We start from the raw sequence: 17,456 nt of genomic DNA on the forward strand, positions 1-17,456 counted from the left end.
CCGAGGAGATGCGGACGACCGGCACCGAGGGCTGGGAACTCGAGGCGCGTCCGCGCAAGAGCGCCCGGTACGCCATCGCCGTCGCCGCCCTGCTCGTGGTCGTCCACACGGTGCTGGGCATCCTGCTGCGCACCGGCAACACGGGCGTCTACTTCCAGCGCGTCGACCAGATCGCCATGATTCTGATCGGCTGCGGCATGGGCGCCGGCGTGCTGCTGCTCACCCGCCCCCGCATCCGAGTCGGCGCGCAGGGCGTCCTGGTGCGCAACCTGCTGTCGGAGAAGCTCGTTCCGTGGGATCTGGTCCAGGGCCTGTCCTTCTCGCCGGGCGCGAGTTGGGCGCGCATCGAACTGCCCGACGACGAGTACGTCCCCGTCATGGCCATCCAGGCCAACGATCGCGAGTACGCGGTTCACGCCGCCCGCACCTTCCGCGCGCTCGAGGCGAAGTACACCGACTCGGTGCGCTAGCCGCCGGCGACGGTGCCCTCCCGCCGAGGATCCGCGCCGCCGGACCACCCGGTCTCCGTCCGCACGAGCGCGCTCGACCCGCTGGTCTGATCGGCGAGCGACACCTGATGGCCGCGCTCGCGCAATCCCTGCACCAGGGGATCGTTCGCCCCGTCGTTCGCGGTGTCGATCGCCGGATGCTCGCCGCCGACGTTGGTGGTGGGGGAGTTGGACGCGCCCACGTTGACCATCGACACGGCCTGTTGCGGGTCGAGGCCCCAGTCGAGCATCGCGACGAGGTTCTTCACGACGTACTGGATGATCGCCGACCCGCCCGGTGAGCCGGTGACGAGTCGGACATCGCCCCGCCCGCCGTCCTCGTCCCGGTCGAAGACCACGGTCGGCGCCATCGAGCTGCGCGGACGCTTGCCCGGCTCGACGCGGTTGGCAACCGGCCCGTCCGGTCCGTCGGGGGAGGCGGAGAAGTCGGTCAGCTGGTTGTTGAGCAGGAACCCCTCGGTCATGTGGAACGAGCCGAACGCCGATTCCACCGTCGTCGTCATCGACGCCACGTCCCCGTCGCGATCGGCGACGACGATGTGGGAGGTGCCCGACTCCGGACCGCGGTAGCTGCTCATCGGTACCGGCCCGAAATCTCCGGCGACGGCGGTGCCCATGCTGCGGCCGGGGTCGACGGTCGCGGCACGCGAACGCAGGTAGTCCGGGTCGAGCAGCGCATCCGGCGACCCGCCGGGCAGCGGGATGTAGTCGGGATCGGCGACGTACTTGTCCCGATCCGCGTAGGCGAGCCGCTCTGCCTCCGCGATCAGGTGGGCGGCCCGCGGATCGGGCACGCCACCGTCGACCTCGGTGTCCCGGGGCGGGTACTGCGCCAGGTCGAACGCGGACAGGATGCCGAGGGTCTGCGCCACGGCGATACCGCCGGACGACGGCCCGGGCATGCCGCAGACCACCGCCTCCCGATAGTCGCCGCAGACGGGATCACGATCGATCACGCGGTAGGACGCCAGATCGTCGAGCGTGAGGCGACCCGCGGTGCGTCCGGCGGTGGTGTCGGCGACGGCGTCGACGATCGACTGCGCGATGGACCCGGTGTAGAACGCGTCGGCGCCGTCGGTGGCGATCGCGCCCAGCGTCTTCGCCATCGCGGGGTTGGTCAGCACCGTGCCGGCGGACTTCGGTGATCCGTCCGGCTCCAGGAAGTAGGCGGCCGACGGCGGATCGAGGGCGAGTTGCGGCGCGGACCCGGCGATGGACGACGCCATGCGCTCGCCGATCGGGAAGCCGTCGTCGGCCAGCCGCACCGCCGGGTCGAACAGGTCACGCCAGGCGGTACGACCGTGATCGGCGTGGACTCGATCGAGCAGACGCACCGCACCCGGCACGCCGACGGCGCGGCCGCTGGACCGGGCGTCGGGAACCGGTGCGCCGAGGTTCGCCGGACGATCGGTCGGGGGGACGTCGTCGACGTAGCGGAGGTAGTCGCCGGTCGCCGAGGCCGGCGCCGTCTCGCGCCCGTCGTAGGCCTGCAGCTCGCCGGTCTCGCCGTCGAGGTACATCAGGAACGCGCCGCCGCCGATACCGGAGCTCTGCGGCTCGACGAGGCCGAGCACCGTCTGCGCTGTCACCAGGGCGTCGGCGGCGGTCCCGCCGTCCCGCAGCACCGCGCAGGCCGCCTCGGTGGCGAGGGGATTGGCGGTGGCCACCGAGTACTCGGACGTGGTCACCGCGGACATCCCGGTCCGGTAGCCCGTGCCGATCTCCGGGGCCCCGTCCGCCCCCGTGCCCGGCGCGCCGGTGACGGGCGTGCCCCCGCCCGCCGCGGCGCAGGCCTCGGCCGAACCGTTCGACGCCGTGGAGGAGTCGGACGAGTCCTCGTCGGACGACGATCCGGACGTGCAGCCGGTCGCGGCCAGGGTGGCGGCGATCATCACCGCGGCCGCACGTCGAAGGGGGCGGCGGGTGGGCCGGTCGGCGGTCGTCATCGCTCCATCACACCCTGCCCGGGCGTTCCCCGAGGCACTTCGGCGAACTCGTTCGCCGGGCGAAGCACCGCCCCGGCGTCGCGCGGGACGTGTCGCACCCGGCGACTAACCTGGTTCCCGTGCCCGACCCCGCTACATACCGCCCGGCCACCGGGACCATCCCGGTCGAGCCCGGCGTCTACAAGTTCCGCGACCCGCATGGACGCGTGATCTACGTCGGCAAGGCCAAGAGCCTGCGCAGCCGTCTCAATTCGTACTTCGCCGACATCGCGGGCCTGCATCCGCGTACCCGCCAGATGGTCACGACGGCGGCGTCCGTCGAGTGGACGGTGGTCACCACCGAGGTCGAGGCGCTGCAGCTCGAGTACAACTGGATCAAGGAGTTCGACCCGCGCTTCAACGTCCGGTACCGGGACGACAAGAGCTATCCCATGCTCGCGGTCACCATGAACGAGGAGTACCCGCGGCTGTTCGTCTACCGGGGGCCGCGTCGGAAGGGCGTGCGGTACTTCGGCCCGTACGCCCATGCCTGGGCCATTCGCGAGACTCTCGACCTGCTGCTCCGTGTCTTCCCGGCCCGTACCTGCTCCGCCGGCGTGTTCAAGCGACACGGTCAGATCGGCCGTCCCTGCCTGCTCGGCTACATCGACAAGTGCTCGGCGCCGTGCATCGATCGCGTGTCGGCCGCGGAGCACCGCCGCACCGTCGTGGACTTCTGCGACTTCCTGTCGGGCAAGACGGACAAGCTGGTTCGTGAGCTCGAGAACCGGATGCAGGCCGCGTCCGAGGATCTGGACTTCGAGGCCGCCGCGCGCCTGCGGGACGACATCGGCGCTCTCAAGCGCGCCCTGGAGAAGCAGGCCGTGGTGCTCGGCGACGGGACCGACGCCGACCTGGTGGCCTTCGCCGGTGACGATCTCGAGGCCGCGGTGCAGGTGTTCCACGTCCGCGGCGGTCGTGTTCGCGGACAACGCGGCTGGGTCGTCGAGAAGGCCGGCGAGGTCGTCGAGAGCGGCCTCGGGTCGGACTCCGATTCCGCGTCGGCCACGGATCCCGGCGGCGACGCCGCAATCGACCCCCGCGGCGACGCCGCGCTGGTCTCGCAGTTCCTCACGCAGTTCTACGGCGAGCAGGCGGCGCTGTCGGCCACCACCGACGAGGGTGCCGCCACCGCGGTGCCGCGCGAGGTGTTGGTGCCGGTTCTCCCGCCGGACGCCGAGGAGATCACCGCCTGGCTCTCGGAGCTGCGGGGATCGTCGGTCAAGCTGCGGGTGCCGCAGCGCGGCGACAAGAAGGCGCTGGCCGAGACGGTGGCGCGGAACGCCAAGGAAGCGCTGCAACAGCACAAGATGAAGCGGGCCGGCGACTTCACGTCGCGCTCGGCCGCGCTGCAGGGCATCCAGGAAGCCCTCGATCTCGACTCCGCCCCGCTGCGGATCGAGTGCATCGACATCTCGCACGTCCAGGGCACCGACGTGGTCGCCTCGCTGGTCGTGTTCGAGGACGGACTGCCCCGCAAGAGCGACTACCGCCACTACGCCATCAAGGAGGCGGCGGGCGACGGTCGCTCCGACGACGTCGCGAGCATCGCCGAGGTCACCCGGCGGCGGTTCCTCCGGCACGGCAAGGACTCGGGGGGCGATCTGGCTCCCGAGGCCGCGCTGGACCCGCAGACCGGTCGGCCGCGGCGGTTCGCGTATCCGCCGAATCTCTTCGTCGTCGACGGCGGCGCTCCGCAGGTTGCCGCGGCCGCCGCGGTGCTCGACGACCTCGGCGTCACCGACGTGGCCGTCGTCGGTCTGGCCAAACGGCTCGAGGAAGTCTGGGTGCCGGGCGAGGCCGATCCGGTGATCCTGCCCCGCACCAGCGAGTCACTGTTCCTGCTGCAGCGCGTCCGCGACGAGGCCCACCGGTTCGCCATCACCTTCCACCGCAGCAAGCGCAGCAAGCGGATGACCGCCTCGGCGTTGGATTCCGTCCGCGGTCTCGGCGAGGCGCGTCGCAACGCCCTGGTGTCGCACTTCGGCTCGGTGGCCAAGCTCAAGCAGGCGCAGGTGTCCGAGATCGTCGAGGTGCCCGGCATCGGGGAGACCACGGCGAGGGCCGTGCTCGACGCCCTGGGGGTGAGCGCTGCGCCCGACTCGCCCGAATCGTCCGAGTCGACGGACACCGACGTCGCGGTCGCACCGGACGGGCCGGTGCGCCATGATGGGGCCGACGACGAGGCCGGAGTCGACCGTTCCGCAGCGGAGCCGGCGAACGCGGTCTCGGGAACAGGATCGGTCGGCGAGTGACATCACCACGGACGGACGGCGGTCGGGACACGGCAGGAGACACCGTGCACACCGGGAACACCGACGACATCGAGGTCGCGCTGGTCACCGGCCTCTCGGGTGCGGGGCTGGGGACGGCCGCCAAGGTGCTCGAGGACCTCGGGTGGTACGTGGCGGACAACATGCCGCCGGAGCTCATCGGTCGGATGATCGAGATCGGGCGGTCCGCGGAGCCGCGGCTGGAGCGGCTCGCGTTGGTGGTGGACGTGCGCAGCCGACTGTTCAACGGCGACGTCCCGAGCCTGCTCGGTGACCTCGCGGCGGCCGACGTGCGCCCGCGGGTGCTGTTCCTCGACGCGTCCGACGACGTTCTGATCCGGCGGTTCGAGTCGGTCCGGCGCAGCCATCCGCTGCAGAACTACGGCGCCGACGGCACGTTGAGCGAGGGCATCGCACGCGAGCGCGCGCGATTGGCGCCGGTGAAGGAACGCGCCCACCTGGTGATCGACACCAGCGTGCTGTCGGTCCACGGGCTGCGCGAACGCATCGCCGCGGCGTTCGGCGACGAGGCGGCCGGCACGGTCGCCGTCACCGTGGAATCGTTCGGCTTCAAGTACGGCCTGCCCCTCGACGCGGACGTGTTGTGCGACATGCGCTTCCTGCCGAATCCGCACTGGGTACCGGACCTGCGCGCCCGCACGGGGCAGGATCCGGAGGTGGCGAACTACGTGCTGACCCAACCGGGCGCGGACGAGTACCTCGACCTCTATCACCGGCTGCTGGTGCTGACCCTCGCCGGGTACCGGCGCGAGGGCAAGCGGTACATGACCGTCGGGGTCGGCTGCACGGGCGGCAAACACCGCAGCGTCGCGGTCACGGAGGCCCTCGCGGCCCGACTCCGCCGGGACGACGACACGACGGTGCGGGTGGTGCACCGGGATCTGGGCCGCGAGTGAACTCCGAGTCCGTGGTGCACGCGCCGCGCATCGTGGCACTCGGCGGTGGTCACGGGTTGTACGCCACGCTGTCCGCCGTCCGACGCCTCTCCGACGACGTCACGGCCGTCGTCACCGTCGCCGACGACGGCGGATCGTCGGGCCGACTGCGGGCCGAGCTCGGGATGATCCCGCCCGGTGATCTCCGAATGGCGCTCGCCGCGCTGGCGGGCAAGGACCCCCGGAGCGGTCTGTGGGCCGAGGTGGTGCAGCACCGTTTCGGCGGCAACGGCGCCCTGGCCGGGCACAGTGTCGGCAACCTCCTGCTCGCCGGGCTGACCGAGGTGCTCGGTGATCCGGTACTCGCCCTCGACGAACTCGGCCGCGTGCTGGACGTGGCGGGCCGGGTTCTGCCGATGTCCCCGGTGGCCCTCGACATCGAGGCGGACGTCTCCGGCCTCGAGGAGGACCCCCGGGTCAGTCGCGTGATCCGCGGACAGGTGGCGGTCGCGACGACACCCGGCAAGGTGCGTCGGGTCCGCCTGCGGCCGGCCGATCCGCCGGCCACGGACTCGTCGGCGCGCGCGATCGAGCGGGCGGAGCTGGTGGTGCTGGGTCCGGGTTCCTGGTTCTCCAGCGTGCTCCCGCACGTCCTGGTGCCCGATCTCTTCGCCGCGCTGGCGACCACCGCGGCGCGCAAGGTGCTCGTGCTCAACCTCGGTCCGGAGCCGGGGGAGACCGCGGGATTCTCGGCGGAACGCCATCTGCACGTACTGTCCCAACACGCGCCCGGTTTGCGGGTGCACCACGTGGTGGTCGACTCCGCGTCGGTCCCGCCGGGGTCCGAACGCGAGCATCTCGCCCGCGCGGCCGCCCTGTTCGGCGCGGACGTCGTCTACGCGGACGTGGCGTCGGATGCGGTCCGCACCCACGATCCCGCCGCACTCGCGCGCGTTCTCGCCGCGCTGGCCGGCGGTACCGACAGCAGTGACAGGAAGGACACCTCGTCGTGGCCATGACAGCCGACGTCAAGGACGAACTCAGCAGGCTGACCGAGTCGAAGGCGTCGGCTCGGAAGGCCGAGGTCTCCGCGCTCCTGCGGTTCGCCGGGGGGCTCCACATCGTGGCGGGGCGCGTCGTGGTGGAGGCCGAGGTGGACCAGCTGTCCATCGCGCGGCGCCTGCGGCGGGAGATCTTCGACCTGTTCGGTTACGGCGCGGACGTGCACGTGGTGGGGGCCGGCGGTCTGCGCAAGAGCACCCGATGGGTGGTTCGGGTGGCCAAGGACGGTGAGGCCCTCGCCCGGCAGACGGGATTGCTGGATCTGCGGGGCCGGCCCGTCCGTGGTCTGCCCGCGCAGGTGGTCGGCGGAACCGTCGCCGATGCGGGTGCGGCCTGGCGCGGCGCCTTCCTCGCCCACGGTTCGCTGACCGAGCCCGGTCGCTCGTCCGCGCTCGAGGTCAGCTGCCCCGGGCCGGAGGCGGCTCTGGCACTGGTGGGTGCCGCACGTCGTCTCGGCGTCGCCGCGAAGGCGCGCGAGGTCCGTGGGGCCGACCGTGTGGTGGTGCGCGACGGTGAGGCCATCGGCGCGCTGCTCACCCACATGGGCGCGCAGGACACCCGCCTGACGTGGGAGGAGCGGCGGATGCGCCGCGAGGTGCGGGCCACGGCGAACCGCCTCGCCAACTTCGACGACGCGAACCTCCGCCGGTCCGCCCGCGCGGCGGTGGCGGCCGCGGCTCGGGTCGAGCGTGCTCTGGCCATCCTGGGCGACGACGTCCCGGACCATCTCGCGGCCGCCGGTCATCTGCGGGTCCAGCATCGTCAGGCCTCGCTCGAGGAGCTGGGACAGCTGGCCGATCCGCCGATGACCAAGGACGCGGTGGCGGGCCGCATTCGTCGGCTGCTGTCGATGGCGGACCGCAAGGCCAAGGACACCGGGGTCCCGGACACCGAGTCCGCGGTCACGGCGGAACTGCTCGACGAGGCCTGAGGGCACCCGTCGAGAGCACGGCCCCCGGGCACTAGGCTGACCGGTACCGACGCGGTCGGATCGACGTGTCCGTAACAGCACCCCCGGGTGCAGACGCAGCTGCGGCAACACGGTCCGCAGCCAGAAGCAAAAGGAGCGAACAGTGACGGTTCGGGTAGGCGTGAACGGCTTCGGTCGTATCGGACGCAACTTCTTCCGGGCGGTCGATGCGCAGAAGGCGCTCGGCACCACCGACATCGAGATCGTTGCCGTCAACGACCTCACCGACAACGCGACGCTCGCTCACCTGCTCAAGTACGACTCCATCCTGGGCCGCCTGCCCTACGACGTCTCGCTCGAGGGCGACGACACCATCGTCGTCGGCGACCAGAAGATCAAGGCTCTCTCGCTGCGCGAGGGACCCTCCGCGCTGCCGTGGGGCGACCTCGGCGTCGACGTGGTCGTCGAGTCCACCGGCATCTTCACCGACGCCGCCAAGGCCAAGGGCCACCTGGACGCCGGTGCCAAGAAGGTCATCATCTCCGCGCCCGCCAAGGGCGAGGACATCACCATCGTCATGGGCGTCAACGACGACAAGTACGACGGCAGCCAGAACATCATCTCCAACGCCTCGTGCACCACCAACTGCCTCGGCCCCATCGCCAAGGTGCTCGACGACGAGTTCGGCATCGTCAAGGGCCTGATGACCACCGTGCACGCCTACACCCAGGACCAGAACCTCCAGGACGGCCCGCACTCCGACCTGCGCCGTGCCCGCGCCGCCGCGCTCAACGTGGTGCCCACCGGCACCGGCGCCGCCAAGGCCATCGGCCTGGTGCTTCCGCAGCTGCTCGGCAAGCTCGACGGTTACGCCCTGCGCGTGCCGATCCCCACGGGTTCGGTCACCGATCTCACCGCCAACGTGCGCAAGAGCGCCTCGGTCGACGAGATCAACGCCGCCATGAAGGCCGCCGCCGAGGGCCCGCTGAAGGGCATCCTCAAGTACACCGACGCGCCGATCGTGTCCTCGGACATCGTCACCGACCCGGCGTCGTCCATCTTCGACTCGGGCCTGACCAAGGTCATCGACGACCAGGTCAAGATCGTCTCCTGGTACGACAACGAGTGGGGTTACTCCAACCGCCTCGTCGACCTGCTCGGCCTCGTCGGCAAGTCCCTCTGACGCGATGGCGGTCCAGACACTGCAGGACCTGATCGACGCGGGCGTCTCCGGACGCGGCGTCCTGGTGCGCGCGGACTTCAACGTCCCGCTCGACGGCGGCGAGATCACCGACGCCGGCCGGATCGAGGCGTCCCTGCCCACCCTGAACACCCTGCTCGAGGCGGGCGCCAAGCTCGTCGTGGTGGCTCACCTCGGTCGCCCGGAGGGCGCGCCGGACGCGAAGTACTCGCTGGCGCCGGTGGCCGCGAAGCTCGGTGAGCTGCTCGGTCGGCACGTCCAGCTGGCCGGCGACGTCGTCGGGCAGGACGCCGAGGCTCGCGCCGAAGGACTCACCGACGGCGACGTGCTGTTGCTCGAGAACGTGCGGTTCGATCCGCGGGAGACCAGCAAGAACGACGACGAGCGCCTCGCGCTGGCGAAAGAGCTGGCCACGCTGGCCGGCGACGACGCGGCCTTCGTCTCCGACGGGTTCGGCGTGGTTCACCGCAAGCAGGCGTCGGTGTACGACGTCGCGACGCTGCTCCCGCACTACGCGGGCACGCTCGTCGCCACCGAGGTGGACGTGCTGACCCGGCTGACCGAGACCCCCGAGCGGCCGTACGCGGTGGTGCTCGGCGGATCCAAGGTCTCCGACAAGATCGGGGTCATCGAGGCGCTCGCGCCCAAGGTGGACACCCTGGTCATCGGTGGCGGCATGGCGTTCACGTTCCTCGCGGCACAGGGATACTCGGTCGGCTCCTCGTTGCTGCAGGAGGATCGGATCGACACCTGCAAGGACCTGCTCGAGCGGTTCGGCGACGTGATCCACCTGCCCACCGACGTCGTGGTGGCGGACTCGTTCTCCGCCGACGCGGAGTCGAAGGTCGTGAAGGCGTCGGAGATCCCGGACGGCTGGATGGGCCTGGACGTGGGTCCGGACTCGGTGGATCGCTTCGACGCGGTGCTCGGCAACGCGAAGACGATCTTCTGGAACGGTCCCGCCGGCGTCTTCGAGTTCGAGAAGTTCTCGTCCGGCACCGCGGGGATCGCGAAGTCGATCATCGCGGCCACCGCCAAGGGCGCGTTCAGCGTCGTCGGCGGCGGCGATTCCGCGGCGGCCGTGCGCACGCTGGGCCTGCCCGAGGACGGCTTCTCGCACATCTCCACCGGCGGCGGCGCGTCGCTGGAGTACCTCGAGGGCAAGACCCTGCCGGGGCTGAACGTTCTGGAGGGTGACGCATGAGCAGGACTCCGTTCATCGCGGGCAACTGGAAGATGAACCTCAACCACCTCGAGGCCATCGCTCTGGTGCAGAAGATCGCGTTCTCGCTGCCCGCGAAGTACTTCGAGAAGGTCGACGTCGCGGTCATCCCGCCGTTCACCGACATCCGCAGCGTGCAGACGCTGGTCGAGGGCGACAAGCTCCTGCTCACCTACGGTGCGCAGGACCTCTCGCCGCACGATCAGGGCGCGTACACCGGCGACATCAGCGGTGCGTTCCTGGCCAAGCTGGGCTGCACGTACGTCGTGGTGGGCCACTCCGAGCGTCGCGCCGGCCACGGCGAGGACGACGCGACGGTGCTGGCCAAGACCACGGCCGCGCTGAAGCACGGGCTCACGCCTATCGTCTGCATCGGCGAGGGTCTCGACGTGCGCGAGGCGGGCGAGCACGTCGCGCACAACCTCGAGCAGCTGCGCGGGTCGCTCGCGGGGTTGACGGCCGAGCAGATCGCGAAGATCGTCGTCGCGTACGAGCCGGTCTGGGCCATCGGGACCGGCAAGGTCGCGAGCGCGGCGGACGCCCAGGAGATGTGCGCCGCGGTGCGGACCGAACTGGCGTCGCTGGCGAACGTGGACACGGCCGCCGCGGTGCGCGTTCTCTACGGCGGCTCCGTCAGTTCGAAGAATGTCGGCGAGATCGTCGGGCAGACCGACGTCGACGGTGCCCTCGTCGGCGGCGCGTCGCTGAAGGCCGACGAGTTCGCGACACTGTGCGCGATCGCCGCGGGTGGACCGCTGCCCTGACGTTTCCGTTCCGCAGTCGAGAAAGGGCACGTCGGACGACGTGCCCTTTCTCGTCGGTCGGGGCCGGGCCTGTAGGATCGTCGATCATGCGCACGTTCCTGGACATCCTGCTGGTGGTCACCAGCATCGCTCTGCTGGTCTTCGTCCTGCTGCACCGCGGCAAGGGTGGCGGCCTGTCGAGCCTGTTCGGCGGCGGCGTCCAGTCCTCCCTGTCCGGGTCCTCGGTGGTGGAGAAGAACCTGGACCGCGTCACGGTCTTCACGGGCATCGTCTGGCTGATCTGCATCCTCGGCATCGGCCTCGAGATCAAGTTCGCCTGACCCTTCTCCACCGTCCGATGTGACGGGGAGCACTCGTGGGCCGGGCCGCCTTCCGGCCGAGCGGCGGCGATACTGACTCCATGACCACCGTCGATCCCGGTTTACCCGCCACCGAGCCGCTGCGCGAGGACATTCGTTTCCTGGGCGGCATTCTCGGTGACATCGTCCGTGACCACGAGGGTCCGGAGATCTTCGACCTCGTCGAGCGTGCCCGCGTCGGATCCTTCCGAGTGCGCCGGTCCGAGATCGATCGCTCGGAACTCGCCGATCTCTTCGCCGGCATCGACATCGCGCGCGCCGTTCCGGTCATCCGCGCGTTCAGCCACTTCTCCCTCCTGGCCAATCTGGCCGAGGACATCCACCGCGAGCGTCGCCGCATGGTGCACGTGCGGGCGGGTGAGCCGCCGCAGGACAGCAGCCTGGCCGCCACGTACGCCAAGCTCGACGCCGCCGACCTCGACGCGGACCGGGTCGCGGATCTTCTGCGCGATGCCCTCGTCGCGCCCGTCATCACCGCGCACCCGACCGAGACCCGGCGACGGAGCATCTTCGAGACGCAGTCCCGGATCACCGAGCTCATGCGGTTCCGCGAGCGGACCGAGCTCGATCCGGCCGAGGCCCGCGAGACCGAGGTCGGCATCCACCGGCAGATCCTCACCCTGTGGCAGACGGCGCTGATTCGCCTGTCTCGCCTGCGTATCCAGGACGAGATCGACGTGGGCCTGCGGTACTACGACATGTCCTTGTTCGACGTGATTCCGACCATCGACGCCCGCGTTCGCGACGAGTTGCGTCGGCGCTGGCCCGAGGCGAACCTCGTGCCGCGCCCGGTGCTGCGGCCGGGATCCTGGATCGGCGGCGACCGAGACGGCAATCCGAACGTCACGGCCGAGGTGGTGCGCACGGCCACGGGGCGAGCCGCCACCGTCGCGATCGAGAAGTACCTCGGCCACCTCGCCGAGCTCGAGCGTGAGCTGTCGATGTCGGCGCGACTGGTCGACGTCGACGACGATCTGCAGCGGCTCGCCGACGCCTCGGGCGACGACTCCGCCTACCGCGCGGACGAGCCGTTCCGGCGCGCCGTACGCGGACTCCGTCGGCGGCTGTCCGGTACGGCGGCACGGGTCCTGGACACCGTGCCGACCGGCGCGCTGTCGCCCGCGCAGGTGGGCGACGCGGAGCCCTACGAGCGGCCGCAGGAGCTCGTCGCCGACCTCGACGTGCTCGACCGTGCGCTGCGCGCGATCGGGGACGACAGCATCGCCGACGATCGGCTGGCGACCCTGCGTCGCGCGGTCGACACCTTCGGGTTCCATCTCTCCGGCCTGGACCTGCGGCAGAACTCCGAGGTGCACGAATCGGTCGTCGCCGAACTGCTCGCGTGGGCCGGCGTCCACGCCGACTACGCCTCGCTGAGCGAGGACGAGCGGGTGGCCGTGCTGTCGGCCGAGCTCGAGACGCGGCGTCCGCTGGTCGGCGCCCGTGCGGAGTTCAGCGAGCAGACGGCGAAGGAACTGGCCATCGTCACCGCGGCGGCGGAGGCGGTGCGTCGGCACGGCCCCGAGGCGGTGCCGAACTACATCATCAGCATGTGCACCTCCGTGAGCGACATGCTCGAGGCCGCCGTGTTGCTGAAGGAGGCGGGAATCCTCGATCCGGGCGCACCGGGGGAGGGCCCGACGTCCTCGGTCGGTGTGGTGCCGCTCTTCGAGACCATCGACGACCTCCGTCAGGGTGCGGCGACCATCCGGGCGACGCTCGACGTGCCGGTGTACCGGGCGCTGGTCGAGGGCCGCGGCATGCACCAGGAAGTCATGCTGGGGTACTCCGACTCCAACAAGGACGGCGGATACCTCACCGCCAACTGGGCGCTCTATCGCGCGGAGCTGGACCTGATCGAGGCCGCCCGGGGGACGGGCATCCGCCTCCGCCTCTTCCACGGTCGCGGCGGCACCGTGGGCCGCGGCGGCGGTCCGAGCTACGACGCGATCCTCGCGCAACCGCATGGTGCGGTGACGGGGTCGCTCCGCCTCACCGAGCAGGGCGAGGTCATCGCGGCCAAGTACGCCGAGCCGAAGTCCGCACGACGCAACCTGGAGACGCTGCTCGCGGCGACACTCGAGAGCACCCTGCTCGACGTCGAGGGACTCGGCGACGGCGCGGAGGCGGCGTATGCCGTGCTCGACGACCTCGCGGACCGCGCCCGCGCCGCCTACGGCGCGTTGGTGCACGAGACCCCCGGCTTCGTCGACTACTTCCGACTGTCGACGCCGGTCGCGGAGATCGGTGAGCTCAACATCGGCTCCCGCCCGGCCTCTCGCAAGCCCACCAACTCCGTGTACGACCTACGCGCGATCCCGTGGGTGATGTCGTGGAGCCAGTCTCGCGTGATGTTGCCCGGCTGGTACGGCGTGGGGTCCGCGTTCGAGAGCTGGGTCGGCGACGACGAGGAACGGTTGGCCACCCTCACCGATCTCTACCGGCGGTGGCCGTTCTTCCGCACGGTGCTCTCGAACATGGCCCAGGTCATGGCGAAGTCGGATCTCGGCCTCGCTGCGCGCTACAGCGAGCTGGTACCGGACGAGGAGCTCCGCCGCACGGTGTTCGGGATGATCTCCGACGAGCACGCGCGCACCGTGTCCTGGTACCTGCGCATCACCGGCCACGATGGACTGCTCGACGACAATCCGGCGCTCGCACGCTCGGTGTTCAACCGCTTCCCCTACCTCGAACCGCTCAACCATCTGCAGGTGGAGCTGCTTCGTCAGCTCCGTGCGGGCGACGACCGGGAGCAGGTGAAGCGGGGCATCCTGCTCACCATGAACGGTCTCGCCACGGCTCTGCGCAACAGCGGTTAGCGCCGTCCGGCCCCCGGGGGGAACCGGACGGTCGCCGGCGGCGTCTGATCCGGTGGGGCGCCGGATCGGCGACACCGTCGAGTGAGTGGAGGGCCGCATGTCCGGATCAGGCGAGAATCGTTGTGCGGCAGCGTCATCGGCGTGGCGGGGCGGGGTTCCGCGGCGATCGGGTGGGGGTCGTGCGGTGCTCTCGTGCCGCCCGGATCACCCCGGTGGAGCCGACGACGCACGGCGGCGAGGGGACCCGAACACCGCCGGTCGGTGACCGTCAGAGCCGGGACGCCGACCCCTCGTCGAGGAACCACACCGTCGATTCCAGACCCACCGCGCCGGCGGCGGGATGCTCGATCGGGTCCGCTCCACCGACACAGGCGGCAACGGCGTCGGCCTTGCCCTCACCCGAGACGAGCAGGAACACGTGCCGAGTACGCCGGACCGCGGGAAGCGTGAGGGTGATGCGCTCCGGTGGCGGCTTGGGGGAGTCGGTGACGGCCAACACCAATCGCTCGGTCTCGCGGACGGCGTCCGTTCCGGCGAAGAGCGAATTGACGTGCGAGTCGGGACCCATGCCGAGCAGATGCACGTCGAACGTCGGCTCCCCGGACGGAGCCGCGAACGCCGCGATCGCCTGGTGATACGCGGCAGCCGCCGCGACGATGTCCCCGGGAGGTGTGTCGGACGCCGCCATCACGTGCACGCGCGCAGGGTCCACGTCGACGTGGTCGAGCAGCGCTTCCCGCGCCTGACGGTGGTTGCGCTCCGGGTCGCCCTCGGGCAGGAACCGATCGTCGCCGTAGAAGACGTCGACGGCGGACCAGTCGACGTCCCCGCCGACGTCACGCACCGCGGCGAGGGTGGCTACGCCCGTTCCGCCGCCGGTGAGGACGAGCGAGGCCGCCCCGCGGGCGCGTTGCGCCTCCACCAGGACCGCGACGATGCGCTCGGCGGCCGCGCGGGCCAGGGACTGCTGATCGGCGGAGCGGACGATCTCACTCATACGTCACCTTCCCGAGGGCGGCCAGGGCCTCCTCGTAGATCTCGTCGCGGTCGAGGCGCCGCAGTTCCTCGGCCAGGCAGTCGCGGGTCTCGCGGCGCGCGAGGGAGACGAGGGTGTCGGGTTGGCCGGTACGCCGGAGGGTGGCGGTCGTGCCGGTCTGCGGCCGGGAGATCGACACGACGCCCCCGCCGACCAGCCGCATCTCGACGGTCAACGGCCCCACCCGACGCGTGACGGGTACGGCGAGGCGTCCGGCCAGCCACCCGGCGAGGATGTCGAGGGCAGGTTCCTCCCACAGGCCCGACACCGTGACGGACTCGACGGGTTCGCCGACCTGGTCGAGCGCGGTGGTGAGCAGGGCGCGCCAGTAGGTGATGCGCGACCACGCGAGGTCGGTGTCGCCCTTGGTGTACGACGCGAGACGACCGGCGATCGCGGAGCGCGGATCGGGTGCGTGGGTGGCGTCCGTGATGCGGCGGATGGCGAGCTTGCCCACCTTGTCCTTGCCGGGAACCGGGGGAGCCTCGTCGGGCCACCAGGCGACGACGGGCGTGTCGGGCAGCAGGAACGGCACGACGACGCTGTCCTCGTGGTCCGCCAGATCACCGTGCAGGCGCAGGATCACCACCTCGGACGCGCCCGCGTCCCCACCGACGCGGATCTGGGCGTCCAGTCCCGGTGGGGCGTCGCGGTCGTCGGGGGCGAGCACGATGACGCGGCAGGGGTGTTCCCGACTGGCCTCGTTGGCGGCGGCGATGGCGTCCTCCGCGCCGGAGACGCTCTTGGTGAGCACCACCAGCGTGAGCACGCGCCCGAGGGTGACCGCACCGCCGGACTCGCGGATCTCCACGAGCTTCTTCGACACGTCACCGGTCGTGGTGGAGGGGAGGTCGACGATCACGGTCTTCTCCATTCACGTCCGGTGCGTTCCATCATCTCGTTGGCCGATTCCGGTCCCCACGTGCCCGCCTCGTAGGGGTCGGCGGTTCCGCCGGACGCCCAGAACTCGAGGATGGGATCGAGGATCTTCCAGGAGAGCTCGACCTCCTCGTTCACGGGGAAGAGGGACGGCTCGCCGAGCAGCACGTCGAGGATGAGCCGTTCGTACGCCTCGGGGGACGACTCGGTGAAGGCCTGCCCGTAGCTGAAGTCCATGCTCACGTCGCGCACCTGCATGGACGACCCCGGAACCTTCGACCCGAACCGCATGGTCACGCCCTCGTCCGGCTGCACCCGGATGACCAGGGCGTTCTGGCCGAGCTCCTCGGTCATCGTCGCGTCGAAGGGCAGGTGCGGCGCGCGCTTGAACACCACGGCGATCTCGGTGACCCGACGTCCGAGCGATTTGCCGGTGCGCAGGTAGAACGGCACTCCGCTCCAGCGGCGGGTGTCCACCTCGAGAGTGATCGCGGCGTAGGTCTCGGTGTTCGACTCGGCGTCGAACCCCTCCTCTTCCTTGAGTCCCTTCACGCGCTGGCTGCCCTGCCACCCGGCCGTGTACTGACCGCGGGCGGCGGTCTCGGCGAACGGTTCGGCCAGCTTGGTGGCCGAGAGCACCTTGATCTTCTCGGTCTGCAACTCGGAGGGCCGGAAGCTGACGGGTTCTTCCATGGCGGTGATGGCGAGCAGTTGGAGGAGGTGGTTCTGGATGACGTCACGGGCCGCGCCGATGCCGTCGTAGTACCCCGCGCGACCGCCGAGGCCGATGTCCTCGGCCATGGTGATCTGCACGTGGTCGACGTAGTGGGCGTTCCAGATCGGGTCGAACAACTGGTTCGCGAACCGCAGCGCCAGGATGTTCTGGACCGTCTCCTTACCGAGGTAGTGGTCGATGCGGAACACCGTGTCCTCCGGGAAGACCCGGTTGACCACCGCGTTGAGCTCCTTCGCGCTCTGCAGGTCGCGACCGAACGGCTTCTCGATCACCACCCGCCGCCAGCTCTCGCCGTCGCCGGTGGCCAGACCGGACGACGAGAGCTGCTCGCACACCGTCGGGAACGCACCCGGCGGGATGGACAGGTAGAACGCGTGATTGCCGCCGGTGCCGCGCTCGACGTCGAGCTGGGCGAGCGTGGTCTTCAACCGCTCGAACGCCCCGGCGTCGTCGAAGGTCCCCTCGACGAAGCGGATGCCCTCCGACAGACGCTCCCAGACGTCCTCCCGGAACGGTGTGCGGGAGTGCTCACGCACGGCGTCGTGCACGATCGTGCCGAAGTCCTGGTCGGACCAGTCCCGGCGGGCGAACCCGACGAGCGCGAATCCGGGGGGCAGGAGGCCGCGGTTGGCCAGGTCGTACACGGCCGGCATCAACTTCTTGCGGGCGAGATCGCCGGTGACGCCGAAGATCACCAGGCTGCAGGGCCCGGCGATCCTCGGCAGTCGCTTGTCACGCCCGTCGCGAAGGGGGTTCACCGGCCCGGAGGACTCCGGACCGGCGCCCCCGGCACCGTCGGCCACCG

General features: G+C 70.7%; 14 protein-coding genes. 10 read left to right on the plus strand and 4 right to left on the minus strand.

All coding sequences use genetic code 11. The annotated features are described in order from the left end of the window. The first annotated feature begins 8 nt into the window (after positions 1 to 8). Positions 9 to 470: a PH domain-containing protein gene (locus RC2_RS13220; protein WP_068150910.1), complete on the plus strand. Its 462-nt coding sequence runs from the start codon at positions 9 to 11 to the stop codon at positions 468 to 470. On the opposite strand, the gene ggt is transcribed toward RC2_RS13220, so the two are convergent. Continuing rightward, a complete protein-coding gene (gene ggt / locus RC2_RS13225; protein WP_072681506.1) occupies positions 467 to 2,455 on the minus strand; it encodes a gamma-glutamyltransferase in 1,989 nt (662 codons plus the stop codon). The two genes, RC2_RS13220 and ggt, sit on opposite strands and share 4 nt — an antisense overlap. Positions 2,456 to 2,574: 119 nt before the next feature. Here ggt and uvrC point away from each other — a divergent pair, with 119 nt between their 5' ends. The 9 genes from uvrC (at position 2,575) to ppc (ending at position 14,000) form a co-directional block, all read left to right on the plus strand. Further along, the gene (gene uvrC, locus RC2_RS13230) at positions 2,575 to 4,749 is read left to right on the plus strand and encodes an excinuclease ABC subunit UvrC (RefSeq protein ID WP_072681508.1); all 2,175 of its coding nucleotides are present in this window, start codon (positions 2,575 to 2,577) and stop codon (positions 4,747 to 4,749) included. Between the two features lie 44 nt (positions 4,750 to 4,793). Beyond that, positions 4,794 to 5,684, plus strand: coding sequence for an RNase adapter RapZ (gene rapZ, locus RC2_RS13235; protein ID WP_072681510.1), 891 nt, complete (start codon positions 4,794 to 4,796; stop codon positions 5,682 to 5,684). Continuing rightward, complete coding sequence (locus RC2_RS13240) at positions 5,681 to 6,682, plus strand: gluconeogenesis factor YvcK family protein (protein WP_072681512.1); 1,002 nt, start codon at positions 5,681 to 5,683, stop codon at positions 6,680 to 6,682. The genes rapZ and RC2_RS13240 overlap by 4 nt, the downstream gene beginning before the upstream one ends. Beyond that, entirely contained in the window at positions 6,679 to 7,656 is a 978-nt protein-coding gene (whiA, locus tag RC2_RS13245; protein ID WP_174552331.1) for a DNA-binding protein WhiA, read from the plus strand. Before RC2_RS13240 ends, whiA begins: the two co-directional genes overlap by 4 nt. A 142-nt stretch (positions 7,657 to 7,798) precedes the next feature. Then, entirely contained in the window at positions 7,799 to 8,818 is a 1,020-nt protein-coding gene (gap, locus tag RC2_RS13250) for a type I glyceraldehyde-3-phosphate dehydrogenase (protein WP_068153568.1), read from the plus strand. A gap of 4 nt (positions 8,819 to 8,822) precedes the next feature. Next, positions 8,823 to 10,040 carry a phosphoglycerate kinase gene (locus tag RC2_RS13255; RefSeq protein WP_068153565.1) on the plus strand — a complete coding sequence of 406 codons (1,218 nt, stop codon included), beginning with the start codon at positions 8,823 to 8,825 and terminating at the stop codon, positions 10,038 to 10,040. Further along, a complete protein-coding gene (gene tpiA, locus RC2_RS13260; RefSeq protein ID WP_068153563.1) occupies positions 10,037 to 10,822 on the plus strand; it encodes a triose-phosphate isomerase in 786 nt (261 codons plus the stop codon). The genes RC2_RS13255 and tpiA overlap by 4 nt, the downstream gene beginning before the upstream one ends. A gap of 86 nt (positions 10,823 to 10,908) precedes the next feature. Beyond that, on the plus strand, positions 10,909 to 11,142 hold the full coding sequence (gene secG, locus RC2_RS13265; RefSeq protein ID WP_068101111.1) for a preprotein translocase subunit SecG: 234 nt from the start codon (positions 10,909 to 10,911) through the stop codon (positions 11,140 to 11,142). Positions 11,143 to 11,222: 80 nt separating this feature from the next. Next, positions 11,223 to 14,000, plus strand: coding sequence for a phosphoenolpyruvate carboxylase (gene ppc, locus RC2_RS13270; protein WP_068153561.1), 2,778 nt, complete (start codon positions 11,223 to 11,225; stop codon positions 13,998 to 14,000). A 268-nt stretch (positions 14,001 to 14,268) separates the two neighbouring features. On the opposite strand, the gene pgl is transcribed toward ppc, so the two are convergent. Genes pgl through zwf form a run of 3 tightly spaced genes read right to left on the minus strand, consistent with a single transcriptional unit; the run spans position 14,269 to position 17,454 of the window. Beyond that, on the minus strand, positions 14,269 to 14,997 hold the full coding sequence (gene pgl, locus RC2_RS13275; RefSeq protein ID WP_072681514.1) for a 6-phosphogluconolactonase: 729 nt from the start codon (positions 14,995 to 14,997) through the stop codon (positions 14,269 to 14,271). Beyond that, positions 14,990 to 15,898: a glucose-6-phosphate dehydrogenase assembly protein OpcA gene (gene opcA / locus RC2_RS13280; RefSeq protein WP_174552332.1), complete on the minus strand. Its 909-nt coding sequence runs from the start codon at positions 15,896 to 15,898 to the stop codon at positions 14,990 to 14,992. Before opcA ends, pgl begins: the two co-directional genes overlap by 8 nt. Next, complete coding sequence (gene zwf, locus RC2_RS13285; RefSeq protein ID WP_068153345.1) at positions 15,895 to 17,454, minus strand: glucose-6-phosphate dehydrogenase; 1,560 nt, start codon at positions 17,452 to 17,454, stop codon at positions 15,895 to 15,897. Before zwf ends, opcA begins: the two co-directional genes overlap by 4 nt. Positions 17,455 to 17,456: the final 2 nt, after the last annotated feature.

The sequence above is a fragment of the Rhodococcoides corynebacterioides NBRC 14404 genome (assembly GCF_001894765.1).
Taxonomy (GTDB): Bacteria; Actinomycetota; Actinomycetes; order Mycobacteriales; family Mycobacteriaceae; genus Rhodococcoides; species Rhodococcoides corynebacterioides.

Coding starts and splice junctions, on each gene's coding strand:
- RC2_RS13220 (WP_068150910.1), top strand. CDS start 9: ATGCGGACGACCGGCACCGAGGGCTGGGAACTCGAGGCGCGTCCGCGC.
- ggt (WP_072681506.1), bottom strand. CDS start 2,455: ATGACGACCGCCGACCGGCCCACCCGCCGCCCCCTTCGACGTGCGGCC.
- whiA (WP_174552331.1), top strand. CDS start 6,679: ATGACAGCCGACGTCAAGGACGAACTCAGCAGGCTGACCGAGTCGAAG.
- RC2_RS13255 (WP_068153565.1), top strand. CDS start 8,823: ATGGCGGTCCAGACACTGCAGGACCTGATCGACGCGGGCGTCTCCGGA.
- tpiA (WP_068153563.1), top strand. CDS start 10,037: ATGAGCAGGACTCCGTTCATCGCGGGCAACTGGAAGATGAACCTCAAC.
- secG (WP_068101111.1), top strand. CDS start 10,909: ATGCGCACGTTCCTGGACATCCTGCTGGTGGTCACCAGCATCGCTCTG.
- ppc (WP_068153561.1), top strand. CDS start 11,223: ATGACCACCGTCGATCCCGGTTTACCCGCCACCGAGCCGCTGCGCGAG.
- pgl (WP_072681514.1), bottom strand. CDS start 14,997: ATGAGTGAGATCGTCCGCTCCGCCGATCAGCAGTCCCTGGCCCGCGCG.